The following is a 25,200-nucleotide window of genomic DNA, read 5'->3' on the forward strand; positions in this document are numbered from 1 at the left end:
ATGATTGAAACAGAAAATGCAGGTTTGCACACTTGGTAAAATGTGCCTTACGTCTTATACACGGACGTATTGCGCTCCTTAAGCGGCAGCTCGGCTCGAGAATACCGGGAGATCATCTGCTTAATGCTGCTCAGCTTCAGCGGTTTGCTGATATACCCGTCCATCCCAGCCGCGAGGCAGCGGTTCTGGATGCCTTCCATAACATTGGCAGTCATGGCGATGATGACGGCACGGCTCGCCGAACGGCCGCCTCCGGTACGAATCTTCGCGGTCGCGGCTAAACCGTCCATCACCGGCATCTGTAGATCCATGAAGATAAAATCATAGGCGTTCGCGGACGCCAGCTCTACCGCCTGGCCCCCGTCTTCGGCAACATCGGCGATATAACCGAGCTTGTCCAGCATGCTGACCATCAGACGCTGGTTGATCGGGTGGTCGTCGGCAACCAGAATTCGGCTGCGCCATTTCCGGCCCAGCGCCACTCCTGCCGGCTCTTCCTCGCGCGTATCTCCGGCAAACTCCGTCTCGGGCAGCGCCGTCTCGATGGTGAACACGAAGGTGGCACCTTTTTCTTCCATGGATTCGACACGGATCTCCCCGCCCATCATTCCGACAAGCGACTTGCAGATCGCCAGGCCCAGACCTGTGCCGCCGTATTTGCGGGTCATCGAAGAATCCAGCTGCGAGAACGGCTTGAACAGCCGGTCGCGTTTTTCCGGAGAAATCCCGATACCGGTGTCCTTGACCGTAAATTCGACAACCAGCTTCCCTTCCGCCGACGGCAGGGGGGTCGCCACCAGGTATACGCCGCCCTGGTTCGTGAACTTCACCGCATTGGCGACAAGATTGATAAGCACCTGCCGCAGGCGCGCCATATCCCCGTAGATCAGCTTCGGCAGCTTCTGGTCGATGAAATAGGCCAATTCGAGGTTCTTCTTCCCGGCTTCCGCCGAGAATAGGCTGAATACCTCCTGGATCGTCACCTGAAGCTCGAACAGCTGCTCCTCCATCTCCATTTTACCAGATTCCATTTTCGTGAAATCCAGAATATCATTTATAACCGTAATCAGCGTATCTGCGCTTTTCCGGATAATTTCGGTGTATTCCTTCTGCTCGGGCGAAAGGTCGGTCTCCATCAGTAAATCGATCATGCCGACGACGCCGTTCATGGGCGTCCGGATTTCATGGCTCATCATCGCCAGAAATTCCGTTTTTGCCTTGGCGGCAATTTCGGCCTCTTCCTTCGCCTTGATGAGCTCGCCGTTGATCTTCTCCAGCTCCTGCGTCTTCTGCTGCAGCAGCGATGATTGCATCTGATGCATCTTGCTCGTCAAATACATATGCACGAAGCCCTCAATCTTGGACTTCAGGATTTGCGGGATAAACGGTTTTACCATATAGTCGATGGCCCCGGCAGAGTAACCCGCGAACAAATGCTCAGCCTCTTTGCTGTTGGCGGAAATGAAGATAATCGGAATATCCTTCGTTTTCTCCCGCGCTTTGATCAGCTTGGCGGTCTCGATCCCGTCCATTCCCGGCATCTGCACGTCCAGTACGATTACGGCAAATTCATATTTCAGCAGACACCGCAGCGCTTCTTCGCCGGATGTCGCTTTAATCAGCTTGTACTTCTGGCTTTCCAATACGGCTTCCAGCGCAAGCAAATTTTCAGGCCTGTCGTCAACCAGCAGGATATGAATCGGTTCTTGAACCCCCATAGGCTCCTCCTGTCTTGTCACTTGTTCTTGCGGTATATTTTTTCGATGCGGTCCAGGGGTTCGTAGCTGTCGCTGTACCTGGTAAAATGAATGGACTCCTTCGCTCCGAGCACCAATACGCCGAACCGGCTCAGGCTTTCGTGGAACAGGCCGTGAACATGGTCGCGCAGTTCATCATTGAAATAAATCATCACGTTGCGGCAGAAAATCACGTTGAATTCGTTGAACGAGGTGTCCGTGGCCAGGTTATGTTCGGCGAAAATGATGTTTTTGCGTAAAAAGGGCTGCAGCATCACCGAATTATATTTGGCCGTGTAATACTCGGAGAACGCTCGCGTCCCGCCGGCCGCCATATAATTTTTGGTGTACTGCTTCATCTTGCCGATGTCGTAGAGTCCTTCCTTGGCTTGCTGGAGCGAGCGCTCATTCATATCCGTCGCATAAATGCGGGCTTTATCGTACAGCCCTTCCTCATGCAGCAGAATTGCCATGGAGTAGACTTCCTCCCCGGTCGAGCAGCCGGCGTGCCAGATGCGGATGTAGGGGTAGGTCCGCAGCAGGGGCACCACCTTTTGCCGGAAGGTCAAAAACAGGCTCGGATCGCGGAACATTTCCGTAACCGGGATGGACAAGCTGTAGACAAACCGTTCGAAGCAAGCCCTGTCATGCAGCACCTTCTCCTGCAGCGCGGAAATGTTCGGCACGTTCTCGCTGTGGACATGATGCCAAATGCGGCGCTTCAGCGAAGGCATCGCATAATTTCTAAAATCATAGCCGTACAGGCGATGCACGCCGCTGAGCAGCAGCTCGATTTCGATTTGCTCCAGTTCCTGCTTATTTTCCATTGTATGCACTTGTCCGTCCATTCTGCCTTCCATGGCTTCCATACACTTCCGACTCCTTGATCCCTGCCGCATTCGGACTGGCGGTTTTATTTGTACTGTATAGCTATTACCCCAAAAAACGGCTTACGAATACAGCCATACCCGCATTAAGGAGAGAAGCTGATCCGTACTGATCGGTTTCTTCATATAATCGGAGGCACCGGCTTCGATACACTTGGCCCGGTCCTCCTTCATCGCCTTGGCGGTGAGCGCAATAATCGGCAGCTTATGATATTCCGGCAGCATCCGGATTTGCCGGGTGGCCTCATAGCCGTCCATCTCCGGCATCATCATATCCATCAGAACCAGGTCGAAATCCTTCTGCTGCGCAAGAATCTCCAGCGCTTCCCGTCCATTCTCGGCAAATTTCACTTCCATATGATACCCCTCCAGCACGCTCGACAGTGCAAACACATTGCGGATGTCGTCGTCGACAAGAAGGATTTTTTTGCCGTCGAATAGTTCTTCTTTATTGTGCAGTTTTTGCAGAATTTTACGCTTGTCTTCCGGAAGGTTGGCTTCAACCCGGTGCAGGAAAAGTGTCGTTTCGTCCAACAGCCGTTCCGGCGAACGCACATCCTTGATAATGATCGATTCGGCGTATTTGCGCAGCCGCGTCTCTTCTTTGCTGTCCAGGTCTTTGCCGGTATAAACGATGATCGGCAGATCGTTCAGATCCTCGTCGTCGCGGATCCGGTCAAGCAGCTCAAACCCGTCCATGTCCTCAAGAATCAGGTCCAGCACCATGCAGTCGTACCGCTGCATCCGCAGTTCCCGGATCGCTTCTTCCCCGGTCGAAACGGCCGTGATCGCCACATCGTCGTGACCGATCAGCTCCATGATCGAACGGCGCTGGATATCGTCGTCTTCCACGATCAGCAGATGTTTCAGCGAACTGGAGGTGTAACTTTCGATTTGTGAAAAAGCGTGTTCCAGCGCTTCCTTGGAGGAAGGCTTGCGCAAATAGGCCATGGCGCCCATCATAAGCCCCTGCTTCACTTCATCGCTGACCGAGATGACATGCACCGGAATGTGGCGGGTATGCGATTCGCCCTTGAGTTCGCGCAAAATCGCCCAGCCGTCGATGACCGGCAGCTGGATGTCGAGAATAATCGCATCCGGCAGGTAGGTCTGCGCCATATGCAGACCGATATCGCCGCGCAGCGCCACCAGCCCTTTAAATCCGCGCGCGCGTGCCATACTCAGCAGAATTTTGGCGAATTTCACGTCATCTTCAACAATGAGCAGAACTTTGTCGTCCGGCCCCAGCGTATTCCGGTCATCTTCGACATCCGTTGCCTGCTCAGGCATTTCGGCAAAATGAGCTTCCGGCACCGGCGGAGCAGGTAATTCTTCCAGCGTCGCCGCCGCCGCTATGGCGCCCGGCAGTAGGCTGTAATGGCCTTGCACCGGTAAATAGAGGGTGAAGACGCTGCCTTTGCCTTCCGTCGAATCGACTGTGATGGCGCCGCCCATCAGGCGGGCAAGCTCGCGGCTGATCGACAGTCCCAGGCCGGTGCCGCCGTACTTGCGGCTGGTCGTTCCGTCGACCTGCTGGAACGCTTCAAAGATAATATCCAGCTTATCTTTAGGGATACCAATGCCGCTGTCGCGGACAGAAATCGCCACGTATTTGAAATCGGCCGGCAGGTAATCCGGCAGCTTCTTTGGATCGGCATGGCTAACCTCGAATTCGATATGCCCCTGGCTGGTAAATTTGAAAGCGTTGGACAGCAGATTCCGCAGAATCTGCTTCAGCCGGTGGCTGTCGGTATACAGGTTGTCCGGCAGCGGCTCGTCGAAGGTCAGGCGCAACAGCAGCCCTTTTTTGGCGGCCTGCGGCGCGAAATTTTGTTTCACGAAGGTCTTCAGCTCAGTCATCGGGATTTCTTCGTAGTTCAGCTCCATTTTTCCGGCATCGACCTTGGACAAATCGAGAATCTCATCGATCATCTTCAGCAGATCGGCGCCCGACATATAGATGGTTTGGGCAAACTCGATCTGCTTCTCCGTCAAATTACCTTCCTTGTTCTCCGTAAGAAGCTGCGACAGAATCAGCAGGCTATTCAGCGGGGTCCGCAGCTCATGGGACATATTCGCCATGAATTCGGACTTGTATTTGCTGGTGACGGACAGCTGCATCGCCTGTTTCTCCAGTTGGGAACGGGCGGCTTCGATCTCGTCCTTCTTCTCTTTGACTTCCTGCACCTGAACTTCCAATTCCCGGGTTTTGGCGACCAGTTCGGTGTTGTAATGCTCCAGTTCCTCCTGCTGCCGCTGCAGCAGTTCTTCGGAGCGCCGCAGCGCATCGGTCTGCTCCTCCAGGTTCTCATTGGAGCGCCGCAGCTCTTCCTGCTGGGTCTGCAATTCCTCGGACTGGCATTGCAGCTCCTCGGTCAACGCCTGGGATTCGCGCAGCAACTCCTCGACCGTCAGGCGGCGGTTAATGTTGTTGAGCACGACGCCCAGGTTAGCCGACAATTGATGCAGCAGCTCGCTTTGCAGCGCCGAGAACGGCGTGAAGGACGCAAATTCCACCACGCCCAGCAGGTCGTCCTCGAACAGAAGCGGATAAATGGAAATATGGCCCGGTTTGGCTTCACCGAATCCGGAGGCGACCGAGAGATAGCCGGCAGGCGCCTCTTCCAGCTTGATCGGCTTGCGGTCCAGCGCCGCCTGGCCGATCAGGCCTTGGCCGACGTCGAAGCCTTCCTTCGGGGCGACGTCTTCCACGCCGGCGTAGAAGGCCGCGGCATTCAAACGGTTCGGGTGTTTGGCATCGGTCAAATAAATCGCTCCGTACTGCGCGCCGAGCAGCGGCGTAAACTCGCTCATAAAGGTCTGGGACACCTGCTCCAGCGATTTGACGCCGCGCAGCAGCTCGGTGACGCGCGCAACGCTCGCATTCAGCCAAGCCTGGTCGCTCTGCGCTTGAGTGTACGCTTTTTCCAGTTGCTGTTTCTGCTCCAGATCCTCTGCCAGATCCTGAAAGACCTTGGCGATGCTGCCGAATTCGTCTTTGGAGGTTACTTTGATCCGGCGGATCGCCCGCATTTTGCCTTCGCCGAAGCCCTTCATCATCATGGCCACGACATTGAGGCCGCGGGAAATGCTGGGAATAACCCATAAAATGATGCCAAGGGCAAGCAGAAGGCCGACGACCATGACCAGGGTAACGATCTGGATCGAACGCTCATGCGCCGCTTTGGCTGCATCGTACTCCTCGTTCATGACATTGGCATTGTGATCCGTAAGCGCATTGATGCTGGCCAGCACTTCATCTTGAATCGCTTGCCCCGAGGTGTTGCGGTAGGTGTTGGCGTTCTGGAAGTAGCCTTCTCCCATTAATTCAACGACTTTGTTCTGATAATCCTCGTAGGCGGCGTAAGCCTTTTCGATCCGGGACAAAAAATCGCGTTCGTCCGCCAGCGTCAAGGCATCCTCAAGACTTTTCAGATACGCCCTCGCAGTGGTTGTTTTGGTATCCAGCACCTTCTCCTGCGCTTCGACGGTCAACGTGTCGGCATTCAGCATCGTCGTCGTCAAAATACGGGCCATGTCGTTGACTTCGCCCCGCAGCCCTGAAGCATATCGCCCTTTGACGTATTTTTGCTGGATGCTGTCGAGTTGACCGCTCATATAATTCAGACGGTCTAGGCCGATTATCGTGAGCGCCAGCATAATCGCCAGCAGCGCGCTAAACCCGATGAGCAGCTTGCCCTTGATCTTCATTCCCTATCCGTCCCTTTCTTCAAAGCTATCCATACCAGACATTTGTCGTCGTCGCGCTCCGGGCTGGCTTTTTCCGTGAAAAAGGCTTCACGCATCTGCGCCTCGCGCCATTCATGCCCGCCGATGAGCCGTTTGGTCATGAATTCGAGCTGAGCCTCCTGACCGCCTTCGACCAGCTCCAGCAGACCGTCGGTATACAGCGCCAGATGGCCCTCCTCTTCGAACGTAATATGCTGCGGAACGATGTCGATTTTGTCGAACAGCCCGACCGGGTGGCAGTTGCTCTCCAGAAGGACGGGCACTTTGGCATCGCCTTCGAAGAACATCGCCGGCGGATGTCCGGCGTTTACGAAATCAATGCGCTTCATGCGCGTATCGACGACCAGGTAAATCGCCGTGAAATAATACTGCACCAGCTGCTTTTCAATATAGAGCTGATTAAAGCGGCGGTTCAGCTCCTGGATCACCTTTTCCGGCTCGACATAGGTCGTTACCGTGTCCTTCAGCACCGAAGCCAGGAACATGCAGAACAGCGAGGACGAGATGCCGTGGCCCATCATGTCGAGCAGAATGACGGCATATCTTCCGTCGCCGAGCGGATACCAGGCATACAAATCCCCGGCCAGCTCGAACGACGGCTGGTATATGGCATGGACCTCGAATGCCTCGTCCGTAATCGGCAGGCTGAGCACCGCATTCTGCACGAGCGCAGCCAGCTTCAGCTCATCCTGAATGCGCTGGTCCCGCTCCTTATGCCAGTCTTTTTCCCGTTTGAGACGCAGCGCCAACCGGATGCGGGCCATCAGCTCCACTTTGTTGATCGGTTTCGTTACATAGTCGACCGCGCCGGCATCCAGCGCTTCGGCCAGCTTTTTAGAGTCGCCTACCGCCGTAACCATAATTATGGGAATATCCTTCAGATGCTCATACTGCTGGATCACCCGGCAGGCCTCGATGCCGTCCATTTCGGGCATCATCATATCCAGCAGAATCAGATCAATATCGGACGGGCGCGGCCTTTTTCCCGGCGCCTCTACCGAGGCGCCCAGCAGTTTCAGCATTTCTTTGGCCGATGCGGCCGTCGTCAAATTCCGGTAGTTTTCTTTTTTCAGGATTTCACGGATAATGATTACGTTTGTCGGATTGTCGTCGACGATTAATATTCTCAAATTCTTCACCTCGCACGAAAAGTATTAGGAGTCCGCAAATATCCAAGTCTATCTTTCTATCATACGATATTCGGCATAATTCTACATTTTTAAAAAATAGCAGACCGGCCAGCATCTGCCTGAGGCAAGTGGACAACAAAGTAACCTCCAACCCTGCGGTTCATCGCAGGACTGGAGGTTACGCTATTGGAATATAGATGAGCAGCCGGTGCAGAAGCGGAATTATTCCGGTCTTCTCTTGGCAATAACCAGCACTTTGCCCCTATCCAGTTCTTTCTCGTAAAAGCCCGCTTCGGCCTGGCTAAATCCAAGTGAGGTGATTTTGGAACGGAGTGCATCGCCCCGGGACCGGAACAAGTTGGCGATGGCGCCAAACAGTCCTTCCTCGTGCAGTCCGACTTCATTGGAATTTGCCGCCTCGGTAATCCGCTCTTCCCGGTCCTGATCATGACTGATCACGTAAATTTCATCCTTCGTGTACCCGCTGCTCCGCAGCCGGTTCACCTCTTCAATCGCCTGTACACCGTTATCGAGCACTTTGGCAAACGACTTCGCACCGATGAAATCCATGAGATCACGCTCCTGATTTAATAGTAATAGGACTGCTGCAAGACAGCTTTTTACTATTAACCAAAAACCTATGCCCTTGAAACAGTTTAGGAAAGATTGCCGTCGAAGAGATCAATGCCTTCCCAGATTCCGGTCTGCATATTGCGGTAGATCTTCAGTGCAGCGTTCCCTCTAAGATATACATCCCCGTCATCCGCGATAAAGTCGGGTTTGCCCAGCAGCTCCTGCAGATTGTTATGGACCGGATCAAGACGCGTGCCGTTGATGCTCAGCCCATATTGCCGCGCCTGCTCCGGCTCTACATGGATATAGATGACCGAGCCCCCGGCCACGCCAACCGACAGATCCGCATAATGATATTCGAGCGAGTCCTGCCAAGGATCGGCAGTAATGTCGAGCGGCGCACCCTTGATATCGAGCAGCGTATCCAGCGGCATGTACAGTGTCACGCCGGACAATGCTTCGAAATGGCCGATGTAGGCATTTTCTTCGGCATGGGTCTCAAACGCAAGCGCAACCTGCGGCGTATCGAACATGGAAGCGGGCACCCTATCAACCGTTGACGGAGATACATAAAAGGTAAACAGCTTCATCAATAAAACCACAACATCCATATCGATTCCCCCGCCTCTCCATTATTCAATACCGCCGGTTACTTACGGAATCTTTGCCACAGTACCGCTGCGGCATCCACGCCTTTCAGCGCCAATGCGATTTTACCGGTACCTGTTTTTTTGCCTTGGGCAGCTTCATAGGAATGAACCGTGCGTTCCTCCGCCGCCGTCAGCGGCTTTTGCTCCAGCGACACAGCCTCAGCCTTCTCCTTCAGCTCGCGCGATTTGCGGAATTTCTCAATGACGGTAACGGATACCTGTTTAACGGTCAGCGTCAATTCATTCATGACATCCCCGAGGTTTTTTACCGAATCAACAATGGGATCGATTTTTTGGATTTTACTCTGCACGTCCGCAGTGATATCGTTGGCGTGACGGACGGTCGTTTTGACTTCATACGTCAGCTCGTCGATCGTTTTTTGGACCTCCTGCAGCGTTTGGCTGACCTTGTCGAGGGACTCTTTTGCGGAGCCGAGCGTTCTGATTAGGAAAAATACAAGTACGGCAAATGCGACGGCTACGAGTGCTACGCTAATATCAATAATCATGTCCATTTCTCCTTCCACATACATCAAAATGTCGGCTGACTTGCCCTAATATTGCTTAGTTACCCTTACGCAAATTGGCCGAAACAATTAGTCAAAGGGCCCTTCTCCCTGCGCCTTCCGTTTTGTTTCAAAGCGGCCCCCCCCGTTTAAACTAACACTACATCGCCACCGAAACCAACCGAAAGGATGATGCATCATGTTAAGATGGTCTGTTGCGCTGCTGGTCATCGCACTGATCGCCGGCGTCTTCGGCTTCTTCAATATCGTAGGGGCGGCTGTCGGCATCGCCAAAGTGCTGTTCTTCATCTTCCTCGTACTCTTTATCGTTTCGCTCTTTACGGGGCGCAGGGGAAGATCGCTATAACCTTAATCCTTGAAAAAGCAAGCCCGGCGCTCCAACCCTGGAGGCCGGGCTTTTTGCCGGCTTTTACGATACCATTCTATATCGCGATTCTATATGTTAATATGTTATTCGCCAAAACATTTTTATAGCCTTCTGAAATGGGTTGGTTCAGTTCTGCCTCTTTCTGTTTACATGCATATTAGCACAGCACAAAATTGCCAAATAAGCTACAACAAATCCCACATTAGGAGGAATCAGTGTATGAAAAAAATGGTCAGTTTTACAGCGGCTCTCGGAATTGCAGCTTCCATTGCGGCTACGGCTTCCGCAGCGGACGTTACCGGAACCGTCACCAGCACCGAACCTTCAACCGTTACTTCCAGTACCTACAGCCAGGCGTTTGAAACCGTAATCACCCCTGCGGTTCTTAAACCGGCTACGCCAATGATCATCCTGACCAAAGCTACGCCATTCCACTTCTCCATCGACAGCCTGACACCGGTCGGTTGGCTTGGTGCGCAAACCATAGACACCACAGGTGTGGTGACGACCGATGCGTTCGGCAATGAGTGGCGCGAAGTCTACACCTGGTTGGGAAAAGCCTGGATTAAGGTTCCTGCATCCGCTTATGTCATCACCCCTTAACGTAACCCCACAAAGTGGGGCCTTGGCTTGCTAGAAATTCCGGATATAAACAGGAAAAGCTCTCCATTCAGTCGATGATTCCACTGAATGGAGAGCCCTGCAAAACATCCGTTTATGTTCACCCGTCACAAACTAAACTTCTGTCGCTCCTGTTTCTTCTATATAATTAGCGGATGACGGAACCTCCGTACAGGAACCGGTTCATCCAAGAAGCGCTTAATGTATCCACTCTTACCCCGCCTGAAGCCACGGAATACGTGTGGAGAATTTGACCATTGCCGAGATATACGGCGACATGCGATATTCTCTCCGCAAACCGGTCTACGCCGGCATATGCCGATGCCGAACTTCCCTTATAGTCCATAAAGAACATCAAATCCCCGCGTTTCAAGGAAGAAACGCTGGTTACAGCAGTGCTGTTCTCTCTAACCCACGTTCCCTGCTGGCGGGAATCCGCTGGAAGCTTAAGGCCTGCCGCTTCAATAAAGATTTGACGAACAAAATCCGAGCAGTCGAACGTGCTCGTATCGCTTCGGCTGGAGCCGAATTCATACGGCGTACCGAGGTAAGCCATGCCTGTCGCGATCACCTTTTCAAGCGTTACAGATGCCGGAGTCGGCGTTGGTGTCGGTGTCGGTGTCGGTTTTGGCGTCGGTGTTGGTGTCGGTGTTGGCGTTGGTGTTGGCGTTGGTGTCGGTGTTGGCGTAGGTTTTGGCGTCGGCGTCGGTGTTGGCGTCGGGACTGCATTGTCTGCATCAATATACTGTTCCGAAGAACTGGTGTAACCGACTTGTCCGTCTGCTGTCTGCACCTTATACCAGTAATCATTCGTTTCTTCCAAGATAACTACTTTGTCGCCCTTGTACAGATATCCAAGCACTTTGCCACTTGTTGCCGGCGTTTCCCGAAGCCTCACGGTTGCTACGATTTCGGCGGATAGCGCTGCCGGAGCCGCGGTGACGCTGATATACTGGGAATCGGCACTGGTATAGCCTATCGTCCCTTCGGACGTTTGTACCTTATACCAATAGCTGTTGGTTTGTTCCAAGATCACGACTTGCTCGCCTTTATTCAAATAGCGGATGACAGTGGCGCTGGTTGCTGCCCCGGTGCGCAGCCGGACGGACGCCTGGATAACCCCTGTCTGTTTCGCCGCAGTAATGCTGACGACGCTCGGGGCCGAGGCGGCCGAAGCTTCTACCGGATGAAAAACTCCCCAAGATACGACAAGTGATGCCGCGACCAGAATCGACGCTGCCAGTTGCTTCTGAGATTGGATCATAAGCGTTCCCCCGCCTAATATGATGAGAAATTCAACAACGGCGCGCGCGGTCTCGTTTGTTGCTTTCTGCACTCATTATAGGATGAGGCGGGAAATGGAACATGCTCCAAATATCACAAAAAAACTTTCCACTTTATGGAACAATACAGGTCTTTAGTCTTGAATTCTCCTTGGAAATGTATAATTTAACAGAGAAATAGGAGAACCCAAGGCGATTTCACCCCTTGGGTTCAACATGAACTTGCACATTCATGATATTGTGCAGGCGCGTCATCCGATCTTCAATCGAATCGCTGATGTCATGGCCTTCCGCAACGGAGATCGAAGCCTCCACCTCCACAACGACATCGACCAGCACATGATTGCCGTGTACGCGGGCTTTCAAATCCTTGATGCCGAGCACGCCGGGCGTACGGGCGATCGTGCTGCGCAGATCCATCAGCTTATCCTCGTCAAATCCGTCGGTGAGCCGGTACGTCGAATCCCGGAAGATGTCCCAGGCCGTCTTGAGAATCAGAAAGCCGACCAGTACGGCTGCGGCGGAATCGACCCAGGGCAGGCCGAACTGCGCGCCAACAATTCCGACCGCCGCGCCTATGCTGACCATGGCATCCGAGAAATTATCCTTGGCGGCCGCCATCAGCGCACCGCTGTTAATCGCCTTGGCAAGGCGTCTGTTGTACACATATACGCCGAACATTGCCGCGGCGCAGATGACGGCGACGGCCGCGGACCTCAGGTCCGGTACTTTTTTGCCCCCGGCGATCCAGGAGCGGACCGCTTCCACTACCACTTCGATGCCGACCATTGCCATTATAAACGAAGCTAGCAATGCGGCTACCGTCTCGGCGCGGAAATGCCCGTATTTATGGGCCGCATCGGGCGGCTTGCGGGAAATGCGCAGACCGATCAGCACGGCCAGCGAAGCAACAATGTCTGTCAGATTATTAAACCCGTCCGCAAGCAGTGCGCTTGAATGAAACAGATAGCCGCTGACCAGCTTGAAGCCGGACAATACCAGATATGCGGCGATGCTTACCATCGCCCCTCGTTCACCCTTGCGGATGTCCTCGTAAATATCGGCCAATGGACCGCCCTCCCGTCCTTCCGCACCCGCCCTGTCGTCCGGGACTGCGGGAATCGTCAACCATGATCTAAGTTATTCTTGCCCTTGTAGCAGCATTTAAAAACATTTAGAATATAGGCATATTGGACTTGCTCGAAGGGGGTAACATAATGGACGATAACAACTCAAAGAAAATTAATCTGGCCGACGCCATCCGGCAAAAGCTGGAGCAAAAGAAACAGCAATCTTCCGCCAAGCCGGGTGCCGGCTTCCAAGGCGGTTCCGCAAAAACGCTGAAAAGCCAAAATACGAAAAAACCAAACAATCAACGCCGGCGTACCGGCGGTTCGTAAATCCTGCGTTATGAAGAAGCGGCTGCGTCCTCCCTCCTAGGGAAGCGCAGCCGCTTCTTGTTGTAAACCGCTTCAATGCAGGACTCCACTTTGTGGGGCTATGGTTCCGGGGTCCCCGCAAAGTACCTGACTAGACTTCAATGCAAAGCTCCACTTTGTGGGGCTTAACTTATTGGGTACATGCGTTGACGCAGTTCCTTGATTTCCGGATTTTCGAGATATTCGTCGTACGACATCGTCCGGTCGATTACGCCGGTAGGCGTAATTTCGATGATGCGGTTCGCAATCGTCTGGATGAACTGATGGTCATGGGAAGTGAACAGGATCGTGCCGTCGAAGTCGATCAGCCCGTTGTTCAGCGCCGTAATGGATTCCAGATCCAAGTGGTTGGTCGGCTCATCGAATACCAGGACGTTGGCCCCATTCAGCATCATCTTAGCCAGCATGCAGCGCACCTTCTCGCCCCCGGACAGCACTTTCGCCTTCTTCAGCGCTTCTTCGCCGGAGAACAGCATGCGGCCTAGGAAACCACGCAGGAAGGTTTCATCCTGATCCTTGGAGTATTGGCGCAGCCATTCCACCAGGTTCATGTCCACGTCGTCAAAATAGGCAGAGTTGTCTTTCGGGAAATATGCCTGGGTTGTCGTAACGCCCCATGTATATTCGCCGGCATCCGCTTCCTTTTCGCCCATGATAATATCGAACAGCAGCGATTTCGGCTGGGAGTTTGGACCTACGAAAGCGATTTTGTCGCCTTTGTTGACGACAAGGCTGAATTCATCCAGCAGCTTTTCGCCTTCTACCGTCTTGGTCAGCCCGCTGATGGTCAGCAGCTGCTTGCCGGCTTCACGCTCCGGTTTGAAGTTGAGGAACGGATACTTCCGGTTGGATGGCCGGATGTCGTCCAGCGTAATTTTGTCGAGCTGCTTCTTCCGCGAAGTTGCCTGCTTGGATTTAGAAGCATTGGCGGAGAAGCGCTGGATAAACGCCTGGAGTTCCTTGATCTTCTCTTCCTTCTTCTTGTTCGCGTCCCGCTGCAATGTCAGTGCCAGCTGGCTGGACTCGTACCAGAAGTCGTAGTTGCCGACATACATCTGGATTTTACCGAAATCGATATCCGCAATATGCGTGCACACTTTGTTCAGGAAGTGGCGGTCATGGGATACCACGATAACGGTGCCTTCGTAATCCATCAGGAAGTTCTCCAGCCAGCCGATCGATTCAAGATCCAAGTGGTTGGTAGGTTCGTCAAGCAGCAGATTGTTCGGATGCCCGAACAACGCTTGCGCCAAGAGGACGCGAACCTTTTCGTTACCGCTCAGCTCCGCCATCTTCTTATCATGCATCTCGCGGGTAATGCCGAGGCCGATCAGCATCGCTGCCGCATCCGGTTCGGCGTCCCAGCCGTTCAGTTCGGCGAATTCGCCTTCCAGCTCGCCGGCGCGCAGGCCGTCTTCCTCGGAGAAATCGGCTTTGGCGTACAGCGCGTCCTTCTCCTTCATGATGGAATACAGACGCGTGTGGCCCATGATCACCGTCTCGAGCACCGGATATTCATCGTATTCAAAATGGTTCTGCTTGAGCACAGCCATACGCTCGCCCGGCGTAATATGCACTTCACCGGTGTTGGCTTCAATTTCGCCGGACAAAATCTTCAGGAATGTCGATTTGCCCGCTCCGTTCGCCCCGATGAGGCCATAGCAGTTGCCGGGGGTGAATTTTATGTTGACATCTTCGAATAATGCGCGTTTTCCGTAGCGGAGTGTTACGCCGCTTGTACTGATCATTATGCATACCATCCTTTTCACATAGGCTTCCGGCATATTATAGCATAAAACCGGGGGCATTTGCCCGGGAAAATCCCCCGGTTTCAGAGTTGGATTCCGAAACTTGACTCAAGCTACGCGCGGAAGCGCCTTTGGATTTACACACGAGTTGCGGTACAATTTTGGTAAAGACAGCGGCACTAAATATTTTTAATTTGAAATACATCCGGAAAACCAATACATTTATAGTTGTAAAAAAGGGGAGTGCCACGCATATGAAAATTACTTTTATCGAACCTACACCAAGTCCGAATACAATGAAGCTTCACCTCGACGAAAGTCTGGAGCCCGGCATCCGCCGTACTTATACGCCGGAGAGCCGGCGAAGCGCACCCGCCTGGGCCCAGGAAATGCTTGATATTCCGGGCGTTACCGGCATTTACCACGCCGCGGATTTTGCTGCGCTGGACCGCAAGGGCAGTGCCGACTGGGCGGCCATCCTGCGCGAAGTACAGCGCCGGTTCGGCGCGGACGGCCTGAGCGCCGAGGTCCATCTCGCGGACGAAGATGCGGGCGCCCACTTTGGGGAGTCGCAGGTCTTCGTCCAGATGTTCCGCGGCATCCCGATGCAGATCCGCGTCAAAACCGGCGCACACGAAGAGCGCATTGCGCTTGCCGCCCGCTTCGCGCAGGCGGTGACGGATGTCGCCAGCGCCGTGCTGATCAAGGAGCGCAAGCTCACCGATTTCGGCGTGCGTTACGGCGAGCCGGCGGAGATTGCCCGCGAGGTCGAGCAGGAGCTGGAGGCGGCGTATCCGCAGGAACGCCTCAACTCCCTCGTGCAGCAGGCCATCGCGCACGGCAACGCCGGCGAGTTCGTCGAGCAGCGGCGCAAGCGGCCCCAGGCCGAGCTGCTGCGAGACCTGCGGGACGAGGACTGGCGCGTGCGCTACGCCGCGCTGGAGGACCTGACGCCGGAGCCGGAGCTGCTGCCGGAGCTGCAGAACGCGCTCTGCGATCCGAAGCTGCAGATCCGCCGCCTGGCGGTGGTTTACCTCGGCGACCTTCGCACGCCGGAGGCGATGGAGCTGCTCTACGAAGCGATGGCTGACAGCGCACCGGCGGTGCGGCGCACGGCCGGGGACACGCTCTCCGACATCGGCGACCCCGCAGCCACGCCCGTCATGACCCGGGCGCTGAAGGATGCCAGCAAGCTGGTCCGCTGGCGGGCGGCGCGCTTCCTCTACGAAGTCGGCACGGCCGATGCCGAGAGTGCCCTGAAGGAAGCGGCGGACGACCCGGAGTTCGAAGTCGGCCTCCAGGCGCGGATGGCGCTGGAGCGCATCGCTTCCGGCGAAGAAGCGGCCGGAACCGTCTGGCAGCAAATGTCGGAGAGACGGCGGGACAAATAGCCGTTACCGGGCGTTTTGGCGGATCGGCGCAAAAAGGGACTTGGGTCGTACCCAGTCCCTTTTTCATGTTTCCGGGCATGATTCTTCCCCGCTATTTTTCTCCGCGCAATGCCCCCTTCAACTACACCGCTCTGCCGGCCATTCAACCAATTGGTTTTGACAACGCGCAGTCACTCTGTTAATCTAATTATAGTTAAGCACTTAACCATACAGATGACGGAGCGACATGATGACGGATAAGATGGATCAAATGGACTTACAGCAGTACGTGCTGAATTTACCGCTGCCAAACACAGTTTTCTTCGCGCTCGTCGAGGCAACGGCCAAGCTGGTTGACCTCTCGGATAGATATTGGCAGTCCCAAGGGCTTCACGGCGCACGGGTCCGCATCCTCGTGGAGCTCATGAAAGAAGGCGGCACGCTGCTCCCCTCTCTCCTGGCGAACAAAATCGGGGTCACCAAAGCGAATGTCAGCCTGCTGCTCACTCCACTCGAGCAGGATGGTCTGATCCTCCGGGAGCCTCATCCCAGCGACGGACGGAAATGGGTCGTCTCCATCACCGCAACGGGGCAAACTTTCCTGCTCCGGCATTTGCCCGAAAACCGTCAGCGGGTTGCAGATGCCATGAACGCGCTGAACACGCAGGAGCTGCACCAGCTGCTCGCATTGCTGGCAAAACTTAAGAATGGCTAAGCCCCTTTCCCACATGACTACTCTTTCTTAAATGATGATCAGCCGCTGGACTATGCTTAGCCCTTCTTCAGCGATGTTCAGCCGCTCTCGACTATGCCTAGCCCTTTAGTCTATGCATGCTGAACCTCTCTCAACTAAGCTGAGCGTCTTTAGGTCTATGCCGTCCATATAGTTAAGCGCTTAACTAAAATCCCCAAAAGTAAACGAAGGAGCGATTATGATGTCCATCGCCATCACCGGGGCTGGCGGCAATCTTGGCCGCCTGATCATCAAGCAGCTGCTCAAAGCCCTCCCGCCGCATGAAATCATCGCCTGCGTCCGCCACCCTGAAGCGGCTCAGGATCTGGCGGATCAAGGCATTGCTGTCCGTTTATGCGACTACGACCGTTCGGATACGCTACAGGCTGCTTTTTCCGGCATCTCCCGCTTGCTGCTTATCTCCAGTCCGCATCCCGACGACAGCATCCGGCTGCGCCAGCACGCTCATGTCATTGAGGCCGCCAAACAGGCAAGTGTCGGTCACCTGTTATATACAAGCTTTGCCTTTGCAGAGAACGGTGCCTGCCCGCTCGTCCACTTGCATCTGGCGACCGAACATGCCATCATGGCAGCCGGACTGCCGTATACGATGCTGCGCAGCGGCCTTTACACGGACATCGCCGGCGCCTTTGATCTGAGCGCCGCGCTGGCATCAGGCGAACTGCGGGTGCCTCCCGGTGATTGGCGCTTCAACTCGGTCTCCCGTCGTGACCTTGCCGCAGCAATCGCTGCCGTATTAGCCGATGCGGATCGTTATCGCAATCAGCGCCTGGAGCTGACTGCACCTCAGACCTGGAGAATGGCTGATCTGGCCGCTGCACTCACCGGACTTTCCGGGAATCCCATTACCGTTGTTACCGACGCCGCTGTCAACAATTGGGTATTCGGATTTCTGCAGCTCATTGATACCGCTTCGACATCGGACGACCTGGAGCGCCTCCTAAGCCGGCCACCGGAAACGCTGCTTGAGAGCATCAGGCCCTTTGTCCGTATCAACCCTCCCCTCCTGTGATAACAGTGCAAAAACAACAAAAAAAGCGGCAAGACCTTGCATCCCAAGGTCTTGCCGCCATCTTGACACTCTCGCTTTCACACCCGTCCGGGGTGGCCTATTCTTCGTAAACGACTACGGTTTGCGATTCCGGCTCCCATTTCACGGTTGCTTTCAGGGCCTCGCTCACGAAACGGATCGGCACGAGCGTACTGCCATCCACGATAGCCGGTGCGGCCTTCAGTACAACCGGTTTTCCGTTAACATAGGCCGTCGTTTTGCCGATGATTAATTTGACCGATGTTCCGTCACGTGTTACCGTAACAGACTGCTCCGCCGGATTCCAGACGACCTCTGCCTGCAGCGCTTCGGAGATTGACCGGAACGGTACCAGGGTATTGCCATCCTTCAGCACGGGTGCGGTCCCGGAGACCGTTTCTTCGCCGTTGACGAACAGCTTCACTCCGTCTACGCCGAGCTTGTCATACAACTTGCCAAGCTTTTTGTATGCGACAAGATCCTTCATATTGGCTTGAATGGCTTCCTTCTGCGCGTATACCGCATCGGTCACGCTTCCTCTTTGCTCCAGCAGGTCAGCCAGCTTCGAAAGGGCCGCTTCCTGTCCCTGGATTGCTTCCAGCTCCGCCTTCATTTCGGGCGTCAGCTGCGTATCGTATTTCGTCAGCAGGATTTCGGCAAGAACCGCGCCTGCCGGCTTATCTTTTACGTTTTGAATCGCGTTCAAAAGCCCCTTATACCCGTTGTGCCCGTTGCCGTAAGTAGCGTATGTAACCGTGGTCACCGTTGCCTTTCCTTTCGGCTCTTGCTTCTCCGCGGCCTTGCTGTTTGCGGCCGGAGTGGCCGGCTTTTGCACGGCAGGAGCTTCCTGTTTCTTGTCGGCGCCGTTACCGTTTCCATTCCCGTTTCCGTTTCCGTTTCCGTTTCCGTTTGGGGATTTCGCCAATGCCGCTCCCGACATCAGACTAAGTGCCAGCAAACCGCTTGCGAGGATCATTAAGCCTTTCTTCATCTGTACAAATACCTCCTCAGCCGTAATGAAATCGTTATCTTAGATTTTTTCGGCGTTATCCCCCGGTTTTGTTAGAGCGGATGCGTGATTTGGTTAAAATAGCTTGCGTCCAAAATTAGCAACTTTCCGGAGAACTATTCTGCGGAAGCTTACCTGGCAGGCCCTTCATTCGGAAGGACTATATTTATTCCTTATCCGCCTGTTTCCCGCCAGTCGTTGTCCCAAACAAAAACAGGCCCAATCGTCGGATGACTTCGGGCCTCGCCATGTATATAGTAGTTCTATAGCTCCCACTCCACGTACACCCGCAGATCGCCGGTGTTCTCAAAAGCGCTGCTGCTGTAAGACAAGTCCTCCAGCCCCAGGTCATACAGCTTTAGCAAATCCTGCTTCAGCTCTGCTGCCGTGCCGCGGTACCGGAACAACAAGGAGTCCTCGCCGGAAGCGAGCGCCTGTTTCGCCAGCGTTTTCAAAGCATCGCTGTTCGTGATCACTTGAGCTTCTTCATATAAATCGTAATCAAGTTCCTGCTGCAGCGTCTTGTATATGGCGGTATTTGGTCCGCCTTTGGCGACCAGGGCCGCAAGGGTATCCGCATATGGGGTCGCTGCGCTTGGATAACTCTTCGTCCAGCTGTGATCCTTGCGCATCTGGGCGTCGGTGCGCAGGTAATACGCCGTGCTGATCTGCGCCCCGCCGCCGACCGGATCATCCCAGGTCGTATCGAGATGATACCATTTGCCGTCCAGCTGGACCAGATTCCAAGCATGGGATTGGCGCACGCCGCCTTCCTGCTTCGCCGTACCTTCCACAATACGCACCGGAATACCGGACCCCTGCAGCAGCTTATAGGTCAAAAGCGAATAGCCCTGGCACACGGCACTGCCGCCTTTGAGTGCAGCGTAGGCCGTATATCGGGTGTAGGAGTTGTCGTAACGCAGACGCTGAACGACCCAATCGTGGATGACCTTGACCTTTTGGTGGCTGGTCATTTGCGGCGTAACGATTTTGGCCAGCGCGGCCTTTACCTGGGCGTTGACGTATGCGGTCTGCTCCAAGCTTTCACGGTAAACGACCGATACCGTTACGTTGGCATAACCGCTGCTCCCCCGATAACTGAAAGCATAACTGTCGACAATATAATACAGGTAAGGATCGCTGCCCATCGCCTGGTCGATCGCTTTTTGCACAAGCGGCTTTAGCTTGCTTGTTTTTCCTTGATAGCTGAAGGTAATCGTTTCTCTCCGGTTAGCCATTGCACTGGTGAGCTTCGTTGTCATTTCATCGACGGAGCGAAGCGCCGTGCTTCCTGAAGCCGCCGCATGCACCTGCCCCCACCCGAAATAAAGCGCCGGCGGCAGAGCTCCGAACAGCAGCATTCCCCCGATTATCGCTTTAGCCAGCGGCCATTGTCTTTTTCCCATTACTCCTGCTCCCCCAGTATTTCTGCACGCCCGAATGCGCGGCGGAAACATCCCGTTCTTTATATAGTAAATGCGGCTTAACCCGCCGTTATATCTATAACTATTATCGGCACTGTAAGGCGGTGTTATAAGCGCTCAACTGGCATCCATTGCTGCTGATTCCATAATAACCCGCTTCGATTTTGCTTGCCACATCAAGTTTTTTAATCTTCTCCCCCGCTTGCTTTACGTTACGGACATGAGCGCCTTTATTTTAGGGAAATGATGTCATTTCCCAAGATAACGGACACAGTCGCCGTTATTCTTCCAGAATGCCCCGAAATTCTTATAAAAACGGCCCAATAACGGCGCTCATGTCCGTTACACTCCAAAACTGCCTGTTTTTCTCAAAATAGCGCCTCTGGTGTCCGTTAGCTCCCCCTCAATCTCATTCGCGCCTATTAAACATACCTTTATCGCCATTCGAAAGCTGTGCACCGCCTCCATCCATAAGGACCGAAAAACGGCTCCGTTCCATGAAAAAAGCCGATACCGGACAAGTCCGGCATCGGCAGAGCGGTAAAACCTTTATTGCAGCGTGACCAGGTAGCTCTCTCCCGCTTTAACGGCAAAGCCGCTGGCAGTACGTGCGGCAGAACCGCCCGCAGCCGCAAAGGACAGCGGTTTCGCATAGCTAAGCCGGCATTCGCCGTCCTGCAGCGCGGTAATCCGGGCAGATACCAGCGTTCCCTCAGACCATTCGAGGTCGAGCTCGAAGCCGCCGCGGGCCCGCAGGCCCTTGACGCTTCCTTGACTCCAGGCAGCCGGCAGTGCCGGCAGCAAGGCGATTTCGCCGAGATGGCTTTGTACCAGCATTTCGGCGATCCCCGCCGCCGCGCCGAAGTTACCGTCGATTTGGAACGGCGGATGCGCGTCGAACAGGTTCGGGTACACGGAACGGGTCAGCAGCGTGCGCACGAAGCTATGCGCGGTCTCGCCTTCTTTGAGCCGGGCGTACAGGTTGATCAGCCAGGCGCAGCTCCACCCGGTATGGCCGCCGCCCGAAGCGATCCGCTTGCGCAGCGATTCGCGCGCCGCTTCCAGCAGCGCCGGCGTTTCCCGTTCGTTGATCTCATGACCCGGGAACAAGCCGTACAGATGGGAGACATGGCGATGTCCCGGCTCCGATTCGGCGAATGCTTCGATCCATTCCAGCAGTCGGCCGTCCTCGCCGATCTTTAGGGGCGCAAGACGGGCAAGCTTCTGCTCCAGCTCATCTGCGAATTCGGCGTCTTCGCCGAGAATCCGCGCGGCCTGGATGCAGTTGCCGAATAGCTCGCGGATCAGGGTCATATCCATCGCGGACCCCATGGACACGCTGCAAGGCGTTCCGTCTGCGGTAACGAAGCGGTTCTCCGGCGAAGTCGACGGGCTGGTCACCAGCTTGCCGTCCGGTCCTTCGACCAGCCAATCAAGGCAGAAGAGCGTTGCGCCCTTCAGCAGCGGATAAGCTTTTTCCCGCAAGTAAACTTCATCCGGCAGGAACAGATAATGCTCCCACAGATGGCTGCTCAGCCAGACGCCGCCCATCGGCCAGAACGCCCAGCTGGCGTCGCCGCCGGAAGGCACCGAGCTGCGCCACAGGTCGACGTTATGATGGGCCACCCAGCCGCGCGCGTTGTAGTGGACAGCCGCCGTCCGGCCGCCCGTCTCGCTCAGCTCGGTGATCATATCGATCAGCGGCTCATGGAGCTCGCCCAAGTTGCAGGTCTCCGCCAGCCAGTAGTTCATTTGCGTATTAATGTTGGTCGTATAATTGCTGTTCCACGGCGGCTGCACATGCGGATTCCAGATGCCCTGCAGGTTGGCGGCCTGCGTGCCCTGGCGGGAGCTGGCGATCAACAAATAGCGTCCGTATTGGAACAGCAGCGCTTCCAGCGCCGGGTCTTCATGACCCGCCTTGTAGTCTGCCAGCCGCTGATCCGTTGGAAGGCCGCTGCGTTCCGCGCCGCCCAAATCCAGTTCCACGCGGCGGAAGAACCGCCGGTGGTCTTCCACATGCCGCCCGCGCAGCGTCTCGTAACCGGCTGCACCTGCAGCCGCGATGCGCCGCCCATTCTCATCGGCCGGCGCCGTGCCATCCCAGGCCGCCCCTTTCAGATGGGCAGCTCTGCTCTTCAGCTCCGCGTAGTTCGTGGCCGAGGCGAGCAGCAGCACCGCCTGGTCCGCGCCGCGGATCGACAGCTTCCCGTCCGCCGTCTCCGTGCGGCCTCCGGTAACCATCGTCTCCAGCTGCAGCTCGAAGGTCATTCCCAGACCTTCCTCGTACAGCACGGACAGCGGATGATCACGGTGATAGTTGTCGGCGATATGCGTCGGAGCTTCTCCGCGCAGCACAAGCCCGTGGGTACCTCTGGCCGAAGATACCGCTTTCAAAGGACTGTCCAGCCAAAGATCCAGATTCAAAGCTCCCGGCTCCGAGGCACCGAGACGCACCCCCATCACGCCATCGGCGGCGCTGATCCACATTTCGCGGGTGTACGTCACTTCGCCTGCCTCATACGTAACCGAGGCGATACCGCTGTCCAGATCCAGCTCCCTAAGGTACCCGCGAACCTCCGCGGCATCCGGATGCACCAGGTGCAAATCGCCAAGCGGCATGTACGCCTGGCAGTTGACGCCAAGCATCCGTGTGTTGATCAGGTTTTCTGCTTCCGCATAGCTGCCTTCGGTAATCAACTCGCGCGCTTTTTTCAAATAACGCAGGGCTTCATAATTGTTCGTATCGCGCGGGAATCCCGACCAGAGCGTATCTTCGTTTAGCTGAATCAGCTCATTGTCGGCTCCGCCGAATATCATGGCGCCCATATGCCCGTTCCCGATCGGCAGCGCCTCTTCCCATACTTCCGCCGGTTTGTTGTACCGCAGACTCCACTTCTTCTCCTCTGTCACCGTCTCACCCTCCAGCACAGCATAAAAATACAGCAAAGACCCTGACCTAAGTCGGGCCTTTGCTTCAAAACGAATGTGTTTAAAGATTACAGTTGTTTTCCGGTCCACAGCGAGACTCTTTGTTTCACGAGGTCGGTGTAGATACCTTCCATCTTCTCAGCGCCGGCTTTGTTCAGCTCAGCGATAAAGCTATCATAGATCTTATCAAAATCAGCTGGTTTCGACAAGACGGCTTCTGGAATCCGTTTGCGGACGATGTCTTGCGTTTTGCTGAAGATGACTTGATAGTCGCCGTCCGTAGGAACCGGCATGTTGTACAGCGCGCCCCATTCCTTGGTAGGGAAGTCGGACTCTTGCGGGAACAGATCTTTCCAAGTCGTTGCGCCGTATGCTTTCAAAGTTTCTTTTTCAGCATCGGAGTAAGAAGCAACGATTTGTTCAGGGAAGTTCGTAGTGTAGTAGTTGCCAGTGGAATCCTTCACGCCGTCGCCGTATTTAGCGCCGAAGATGCCGTACAAGCCGATACCGGATTCTTTAGTGAATGTAGCGTTGTCGTTTACTTTACGGTCTTGAACGGTAGGATCAACAATACGTGTGCCGTTAGCGTCTACAGTGTAGTGCGTGCCTTCAACGCCCCAGTTTCTCAGCACTTGGCCTTCTTCGGAAGACATCCAATCAAGGAACTTGATGGCGCGAACCGGATCTTTACAAGCGGTAGTGATGGCAATACCGTAGCCGTCAACACCGGTGGTTTGGAACGAGTGGTCTTGGTAATCTTCGGACAGCGTCACTGGGAAGTGAGCGTAAGTGTCTTCGTTTTTACCGGCAGCCTTCAGAGCGTTTTCAGCTTCGCCGTATTCCCATTCTTGGGAGATCAGGCCAAGGACGCGTCCGCTGGCGATTTTAGCTTTATATTGGTCGTCTTTTTGAACGAATGTGTCCTTATCGAGCAAGCCTTCGTTGTACATTTTGTTCAACCAACGGAAATATTCTTTTTCTTCCGGACGTTTGTAGTGCAGTTGTGCAGCATACGTTTCCGGATTTACATAATATTCACCGTCATCCGGTGCGCCAGTTGTAAGGAACGCAGGGTTCGTTACCGTGATCATGATTTTCCAGTCATCCGCATTCAGCGTCAGCGGAATGGTTGGTTGACCGTCGGTTGTCGGATGCAGAGCCACATAGTCTTTCAGCACTTTTTCGTAGTCGGCAAGTGTGCGGACTTTCGGATATCCGAGTTCTTTCAGGACCTTCATTTGAATCTCAAAGCCGCCGCCAGCGTCAAACGATTTTTGGTCTACGCCGACGTTGGTTGGGATGGAATAGATGCTTTGGTCGTCGTTGCTGTATTTCAGGCGGTTCATGTTTTCGCTCATAACCTTTTTGATGTTAGGAGCATATTTGTCGATCAGGTCGGTCAGGTCAAGCACCAAGCCGGCATCCACCAGTTTGGACAGCTCGCCTTTCGCGAAGATCATATCCGGCACGTCGCCGCTTGCTGCCATCAGAGCGATTTTGCTTTGGCCGCCGCCGGCGCCTACGTCGAATTCTGCATTAATGGAAACGCCGGTTTTTTCGGTAATAACTTTACCGGTAGCGTCCTGCATGTTGTTCCAGTTCGGGCTGGAGTCACCGCCAAAGAATGTAAAGGTGATTGGGCTGGTATCTTCCGGAGCTGCAGTAGCCTCCGCGTTGGTTCCAGCAGCGTTGGTGTTGCCGGTGTTTGCGGCGTTGTTGGCCGCATTGTTGTTATTGTTGCCTCCGCAGCCGGCGATGAGCATACTGCTCAGCAGCATAAGCGTGAAAACCGTTTTAACACTTTTGCGTTTCATTTTTTCTCCCCCTTGAGAAATTTATGATTCATCTATGCATATCAGGTTGCCCTGGATATACCGCTTCCAATTCTGTTGTTAGCGCTTGCATAAACGCTATAAATATAAAACTAACAACATCGAAATACGAGGAATAATCTGGGAACGCGGTTAGGTC

At 54.6% G+C, this 25,200-nt stretch carries 20 protein-coding genes; 6 read left to right on the forward strand and 14 right to left on the reverse strand.

The window, feature by feature from the left end; translation table 11 throughout:
* Nucleotides 1-47: 47 nt before the first annotated feature.
* The 7 genes from BMW84_RS20725 to BMW84_RS20755 all read right to left on the reverse strand — a co-directional run bounded on the left by BMW84_RS20725 (nt 48) and on the right by BMW84_RS20755 (nt 9,235).
* Nucleotides 48-1,718 (reverse strand): response regulator, encoded by a 1,671-nt coding sequence (locus tag BMW84_RS20725; protein WP_091071661.1) that lies wholly within the window; start codon nt 1,716-1,718, stop codon nt 48-50.
* 17 nt (nt 1,719-1,735) lie between these two features.
* Nucleotides 1,736-2,596, reverse strand: a complete 861-nt coding sequence (locus tag BMW84_RS20730; RefSeq protein WP_254773081.1) for a CheR family methyltransferase — start codon at nt 2,594-2,596, stop codon at nt 1,736-1,738.
* Nucleotides 2,597-2,686: 90 nt separating this feature from the next.
* Nucleotides 2,687-6,334 (reverse strand): response regulator, encoded by a 3,648-nt coding sequence (locus BMW84_RS20735; protein ID WP_091071665.1) that lies wholly within the window; start codon nt 6,332-6,334, stop codon nt 2,687-2,689.
* Complete coding sequence (locus BMW84_RS20740) at nt 6,331-7,503, reverse strand: SpoIIE family protein phosphatase (RefSeq protein ID WP_091071666.1); 1,173 nt, start codon at nt 7,501-7,503, stop codon at nt 6,331-6,333. Before BMW84_RS20740 ends, BMW84_RS20735 begins: the two co-directional genes overlap by 4 nt.
* A 222-nt stretch (nt 7,504-7,725) precedes the next feature.
* A complete protein-coding gene (locus BMW84_RS20745; RefSeq protein ID WP_091071668.1) occupies nt 7,726-8,073 on the reverse strand; it encodes a YflT domain-containing protein in 348 nt (115 codons plus the stop codon).
* Nucleotides 8,074-8,159: 86 nt separating this feature from the next.
* Entirely contained in the window at nt 8,160-8,687 is a 528-nt protein-coding gene (locus BMW84_RS20750; RefSeq protein WP_091071669.1) for a hypothetical protein, read from the reverse strand.
* Nucleotides 8,688-8,725: 38 nt separating this feature from the next.
* Entirely contained in the window at nt 8,726-9,235 is a 510-nt protein-coding gene (locus BMW84_RS20755; RefSeq protein ID WP_091071671.1) for a DUF948 domain-containing protein, read from the reverse strand.
* A gap of 196 nt (nt 9,236-9,431) precedes the next feature.
* On the opposite strand from BMW84_RS20755, the gene BMW84_RS20760 reads away from it, so the two are divergent.
* Nucleotides 9,432-9,599 (forward strand): DUF1328 domain-containing protein, encoded by a 168-nt coding sequence (locus BMW84_RS20760; protein WP_091071672.1) that lies wholly within the window; start codon nt 9,432-9,434, stop codon nt 9,597-9,599.
* Between the two features lie 240 nt (nt 9,600-9,839).
* A complete protein-coding gene (locus BMW84_RS20765; RefSeq protein ID WP_091071674.1) occupies nt 9,840-10,223 on the forward strand; it encodes a hypothetical protein in 384 nt (127 codons plus the stop codon).
* A 166-nt stretch (nt 10,224-10,389) separates the two neighbouring features.
* Here the strand turns inward: BMW84_RS20765 and BMW84_RS20770 are convergent, their stop codons facing one another.
* Nucleotides 10,390-11,505 carry a C40 family peptidase gene (locus BMW84_RS20770; protein WP_091071676.1) on the reverse strand — a complete coding sequence of 372 codons (1,116 nt, stop codon included), beginning with the start codon at nt 11,503-11,505 and terminating at the stop codon, nt 10,390-10,392.
* 217 nt (nt 11,506-11,722) lie between these two features.
* Entirely contained in the window at nt 11,723-12,592 is an 870-nt protein-coding gene (locus tag BMW84_RS20775; protein WP_091071677.1) for a cation diffusion facilitator family transporter, read from the reverse strand.
* 149 nt (nt 12,593-12,741) lie between these two features.
* On the opposite strand from BMW84_RS20775, the gene BMW84_RS20780 reads away from it, so the two are divergent.
* Nucleotides 12,742-12,924 (forward strand): hypothetical protein, encoded by a 183-nt coding sequence (locus BMW84_RS20780; protein WP_175498947.1) that lies wholly within the window; start codon nt 12,742-12,744, stop codon nt 12,922-12,924.
* A 164-nt stretch (nt 12,925-13,088) separates the two neighbouring features.
* On the opposite strand, the gene BMW84_RS20785 is transcribed toward BMW84_RS20780, so the two are convergent.
* Nucleotides 13,089-14,711 (reverse strand): ABC-F family ATP-binding cassette domain-containing protein, encoded by a 1,623-nt coding sequence (locus BMW84_RS20785; RefSeq protein ID WP_091071679.1) that lies wholly within the window; start codon nt 14,709-14,711, stop codon nt 13,089-13,091.
* 254 nt (nt 14,712-14,965) lie between these two features.
* On the opposite strand from BMW84_RS20785, the gene BMW84_RS20790 reads away from it, so the two are divergent.
* From BMW84_RS20790 to BMW84_RS20800, 3 genes are all read left to right on the forward strand, one after another.
* Nucleotides 14,966-16,102 (forward strand): virulence factor, encoded by a 1,137-nt coding sequence (locus BMW84_RS20790; protein ID WP_091071681.1) that lies wholly within the window; start codon nt 14,966-14,968, stop codon nt 16,100-16,102.
* Between the two features lie 250 nt (nt 16,103-16,352).
* Nucleotides 16,353-16,796, forward strand: coding sequence for a MarR family winged helix-turn-helix transcriptional regulator (locus BMW84_RS20795; protein WP_091071903.1), 444 nt, complete (start codon nt 16,353-16,355; stop codon nt 16,794-16,796).
* 220 nt (nt 16,797-17,016) lie between these two features.
* Complete coding sequence (locus BMW84_RS20800; RefSeq protein ID WP_091071682.1) at nt 17,017-17,847, forward strand: NAD(P)H-binding protein; 831 nt, start codon at nt 17,017-17,019, stop codon at nt 17,845-17,847.
* A gap of 97 nt (nt 17,848-17,944) precedes the next feature.
* Here BMW84_RS20800 and BMW84_RS20805 read toward each other — a convergent pair whose 3' ends face one another.
* The 4 genes from BMW84_RS20805 to BMW84_RS20820 form a co-directional block, all read right to left on the reverse strand.
* Nucleotides 17,945-18,856 (reverse strand): copper amine oxidase N-terminal domain-containing protein, encoded by a 912-nt coding sequence (locus tag BMW84_RS20805; RefSeq protein WP_091071684.1) that lies wholly within the window; start codon nt 18,854-18,856, stop codon nt 17,945-17,947.
* Nucleotides 18,857-19,137: 281 nt separating this feature from the next.
* Nucleotides 19,138-20,280, reverse strand: a complete 1,143-nt coding sequence (locus tag BMW84_RS20810; protein ID WP_091071685.1) for a transglutaminase domain-containing protein — start codon at nt 20,278-20,280, stop codon at nt 19,138-19,140.
* A 567-nt stretch (nt 20,281-20,847) separates the two neighbouring features.
* On the reverse strand, nt 20,848-23,211 hold the full coding sequence (locus BMW84_RS20815) for a glycoside hydrolase family 95 protein (protein WP_091071686.1): 2,364 nt from the start codon (nt 23,209-23,211) through the stop codon (nt 20,848-20,850).
* A gap of 86 nt (nt 23,212-23,297) precedes the next feature.
* Nucleotides 23,298-25,043, reverse strand: coding sequence for an ABC transporter substrate-binding protein (locus BMW84_RS20820; protein WP_091071688.1), 1,746 nt, complete (start codon nt 25,041-25,043; stop codon nt 23,298-23,300).
* Nucleotides 25,044-25,200: the final 157 nt, after the last annotated feature.

Origin of the sequence: Paenibacillus sp. NFR01 (assembly GCF_900111565.1) — a bacterium.
GTDB lineage: Bacteria > Bacillota > Bacilli > Paenibacillales > Paenibacillaceae > Paenibacillus_AQ.

Bases quoted from the DNA above. Each gene is read 5' to 3' on its own strand.
- BMW84_RS20725 (WP_091071661.1), bottom strand. From the start codon at position 1,718: ATGGGGGTTCAAGAACCGATTCATATCCTGCTGGTTGACGACAGGCCT.
- BMW84_RS20730 (WP_254773081.1), bottom strand. From the start codon at position 2,596: ATGGAAGGCAGAATGGACGGACAAGTGCATACAATGGAAAATAAGCAG.
- BMW84_RS20735 (WP_091071665.1), bottom strand. From the start codon at position 6,334: ATGAAGATCAAGGGCAAGCTGCTCATCGGGTTTAGCGCGCTGCTGGCG.
- BMW84_RS20745 (WP_091071668.1), bottom strand. From the start codon at position 8,073: ATGGATTTCATCGGTGCGAAGTCGTTTGCCAAAGTGCTCGATAACGGT.
- BMW84_RS20750 (WP_091071669.1), bottom strand. From the start codon at position 8,687: ATGGATGTTGTGGTTTTATTGATGAAGCTGTTTACCTTTTATGTATCT.
- BMW84_RS20755 (WP_091071671.1), bottom strand. From the start codon at position 9,235: ATGATTATTGATATTAGCGTAGCACTCGTAGCCGTCGCATTTGCCGTA.
- BMW84_RS20760 (WP_091071672.1), top strand. From the start codon at position 9,432: ATGTTAAGATGGTCTGTTGCGCTGCTGGTCATCGCACTGATCGCCGGC.
- BMW84_RS20765 (WP_091071674.1), top strand. From the start codon at position 9,840: ATGAAAAAAATGGTCAGTTTTACAGCGGCTCTCGGAATTGCAGCTTCC.
- BMW84_RS20770 (WP_091071676.1), bottom strand. From the start codon at position 11,505: ATGATCCAATCTCAGAAGCAACTGGCAGCGTCGATTCTGGTCGCGGCA.
- BMW84_RS20780 (WP_175498947.1), top strand. From the start codon at position 12,742: ATGGACGATAACAACTCAAAGAAAATTAATCTGGCCGACGCCATCCGG.
- BMW84_RS20785 (WP_091071679.1), bottom strand. From the start codon at position 14,711: ATGATCAGTACAAGCGGCGTAACACTCCGCTACGGAAAACGCGCATTA.
- BMW84_RS20790 (WP_091071681.1), top strand. From the start codon at position 14,966: ATGAAAATTACTTTTATCGAACCTACACCAAGTCCGAATACAATGAAG.
- BMW84_RS20795 (WP_091071903.1), top strand. From the start codon at position 16,353: ATGGACTTACAGCAGTACGTGCTGAATTTACCGCTGCCAAACACAGTT.
- BMW84_RS20800 (WP_091071682.1), top strand. From the start codon at position 17,017: ATGTCCATCGCCATCACCGGGGCTGGCGGCAATCTTGGCCGCCTGATC.
- BMW84_RS20805 (WP_091071684.1), bottom strand. From the start codon at position 18,856: ATGAAGAAAGGCTTAATGATCCTCGCAAGCGGTTTGCTGGCACTTAGT.
- BMW84_RS20810 (WP_091071685.1), bottom strand. From the start codon at position 20,280: ATGGGAAAAAGACAATGGCCGCTGGCTAAAGCGATAATCGGGGGAATG.
- BMW84_RS20820 (WP_091071688.1), bottom strand. From the start codon at position 25,043: ATGAAACGCAAAAGTGTTAAAACGGTTTTCACGCTTATGCTGCTGAGC.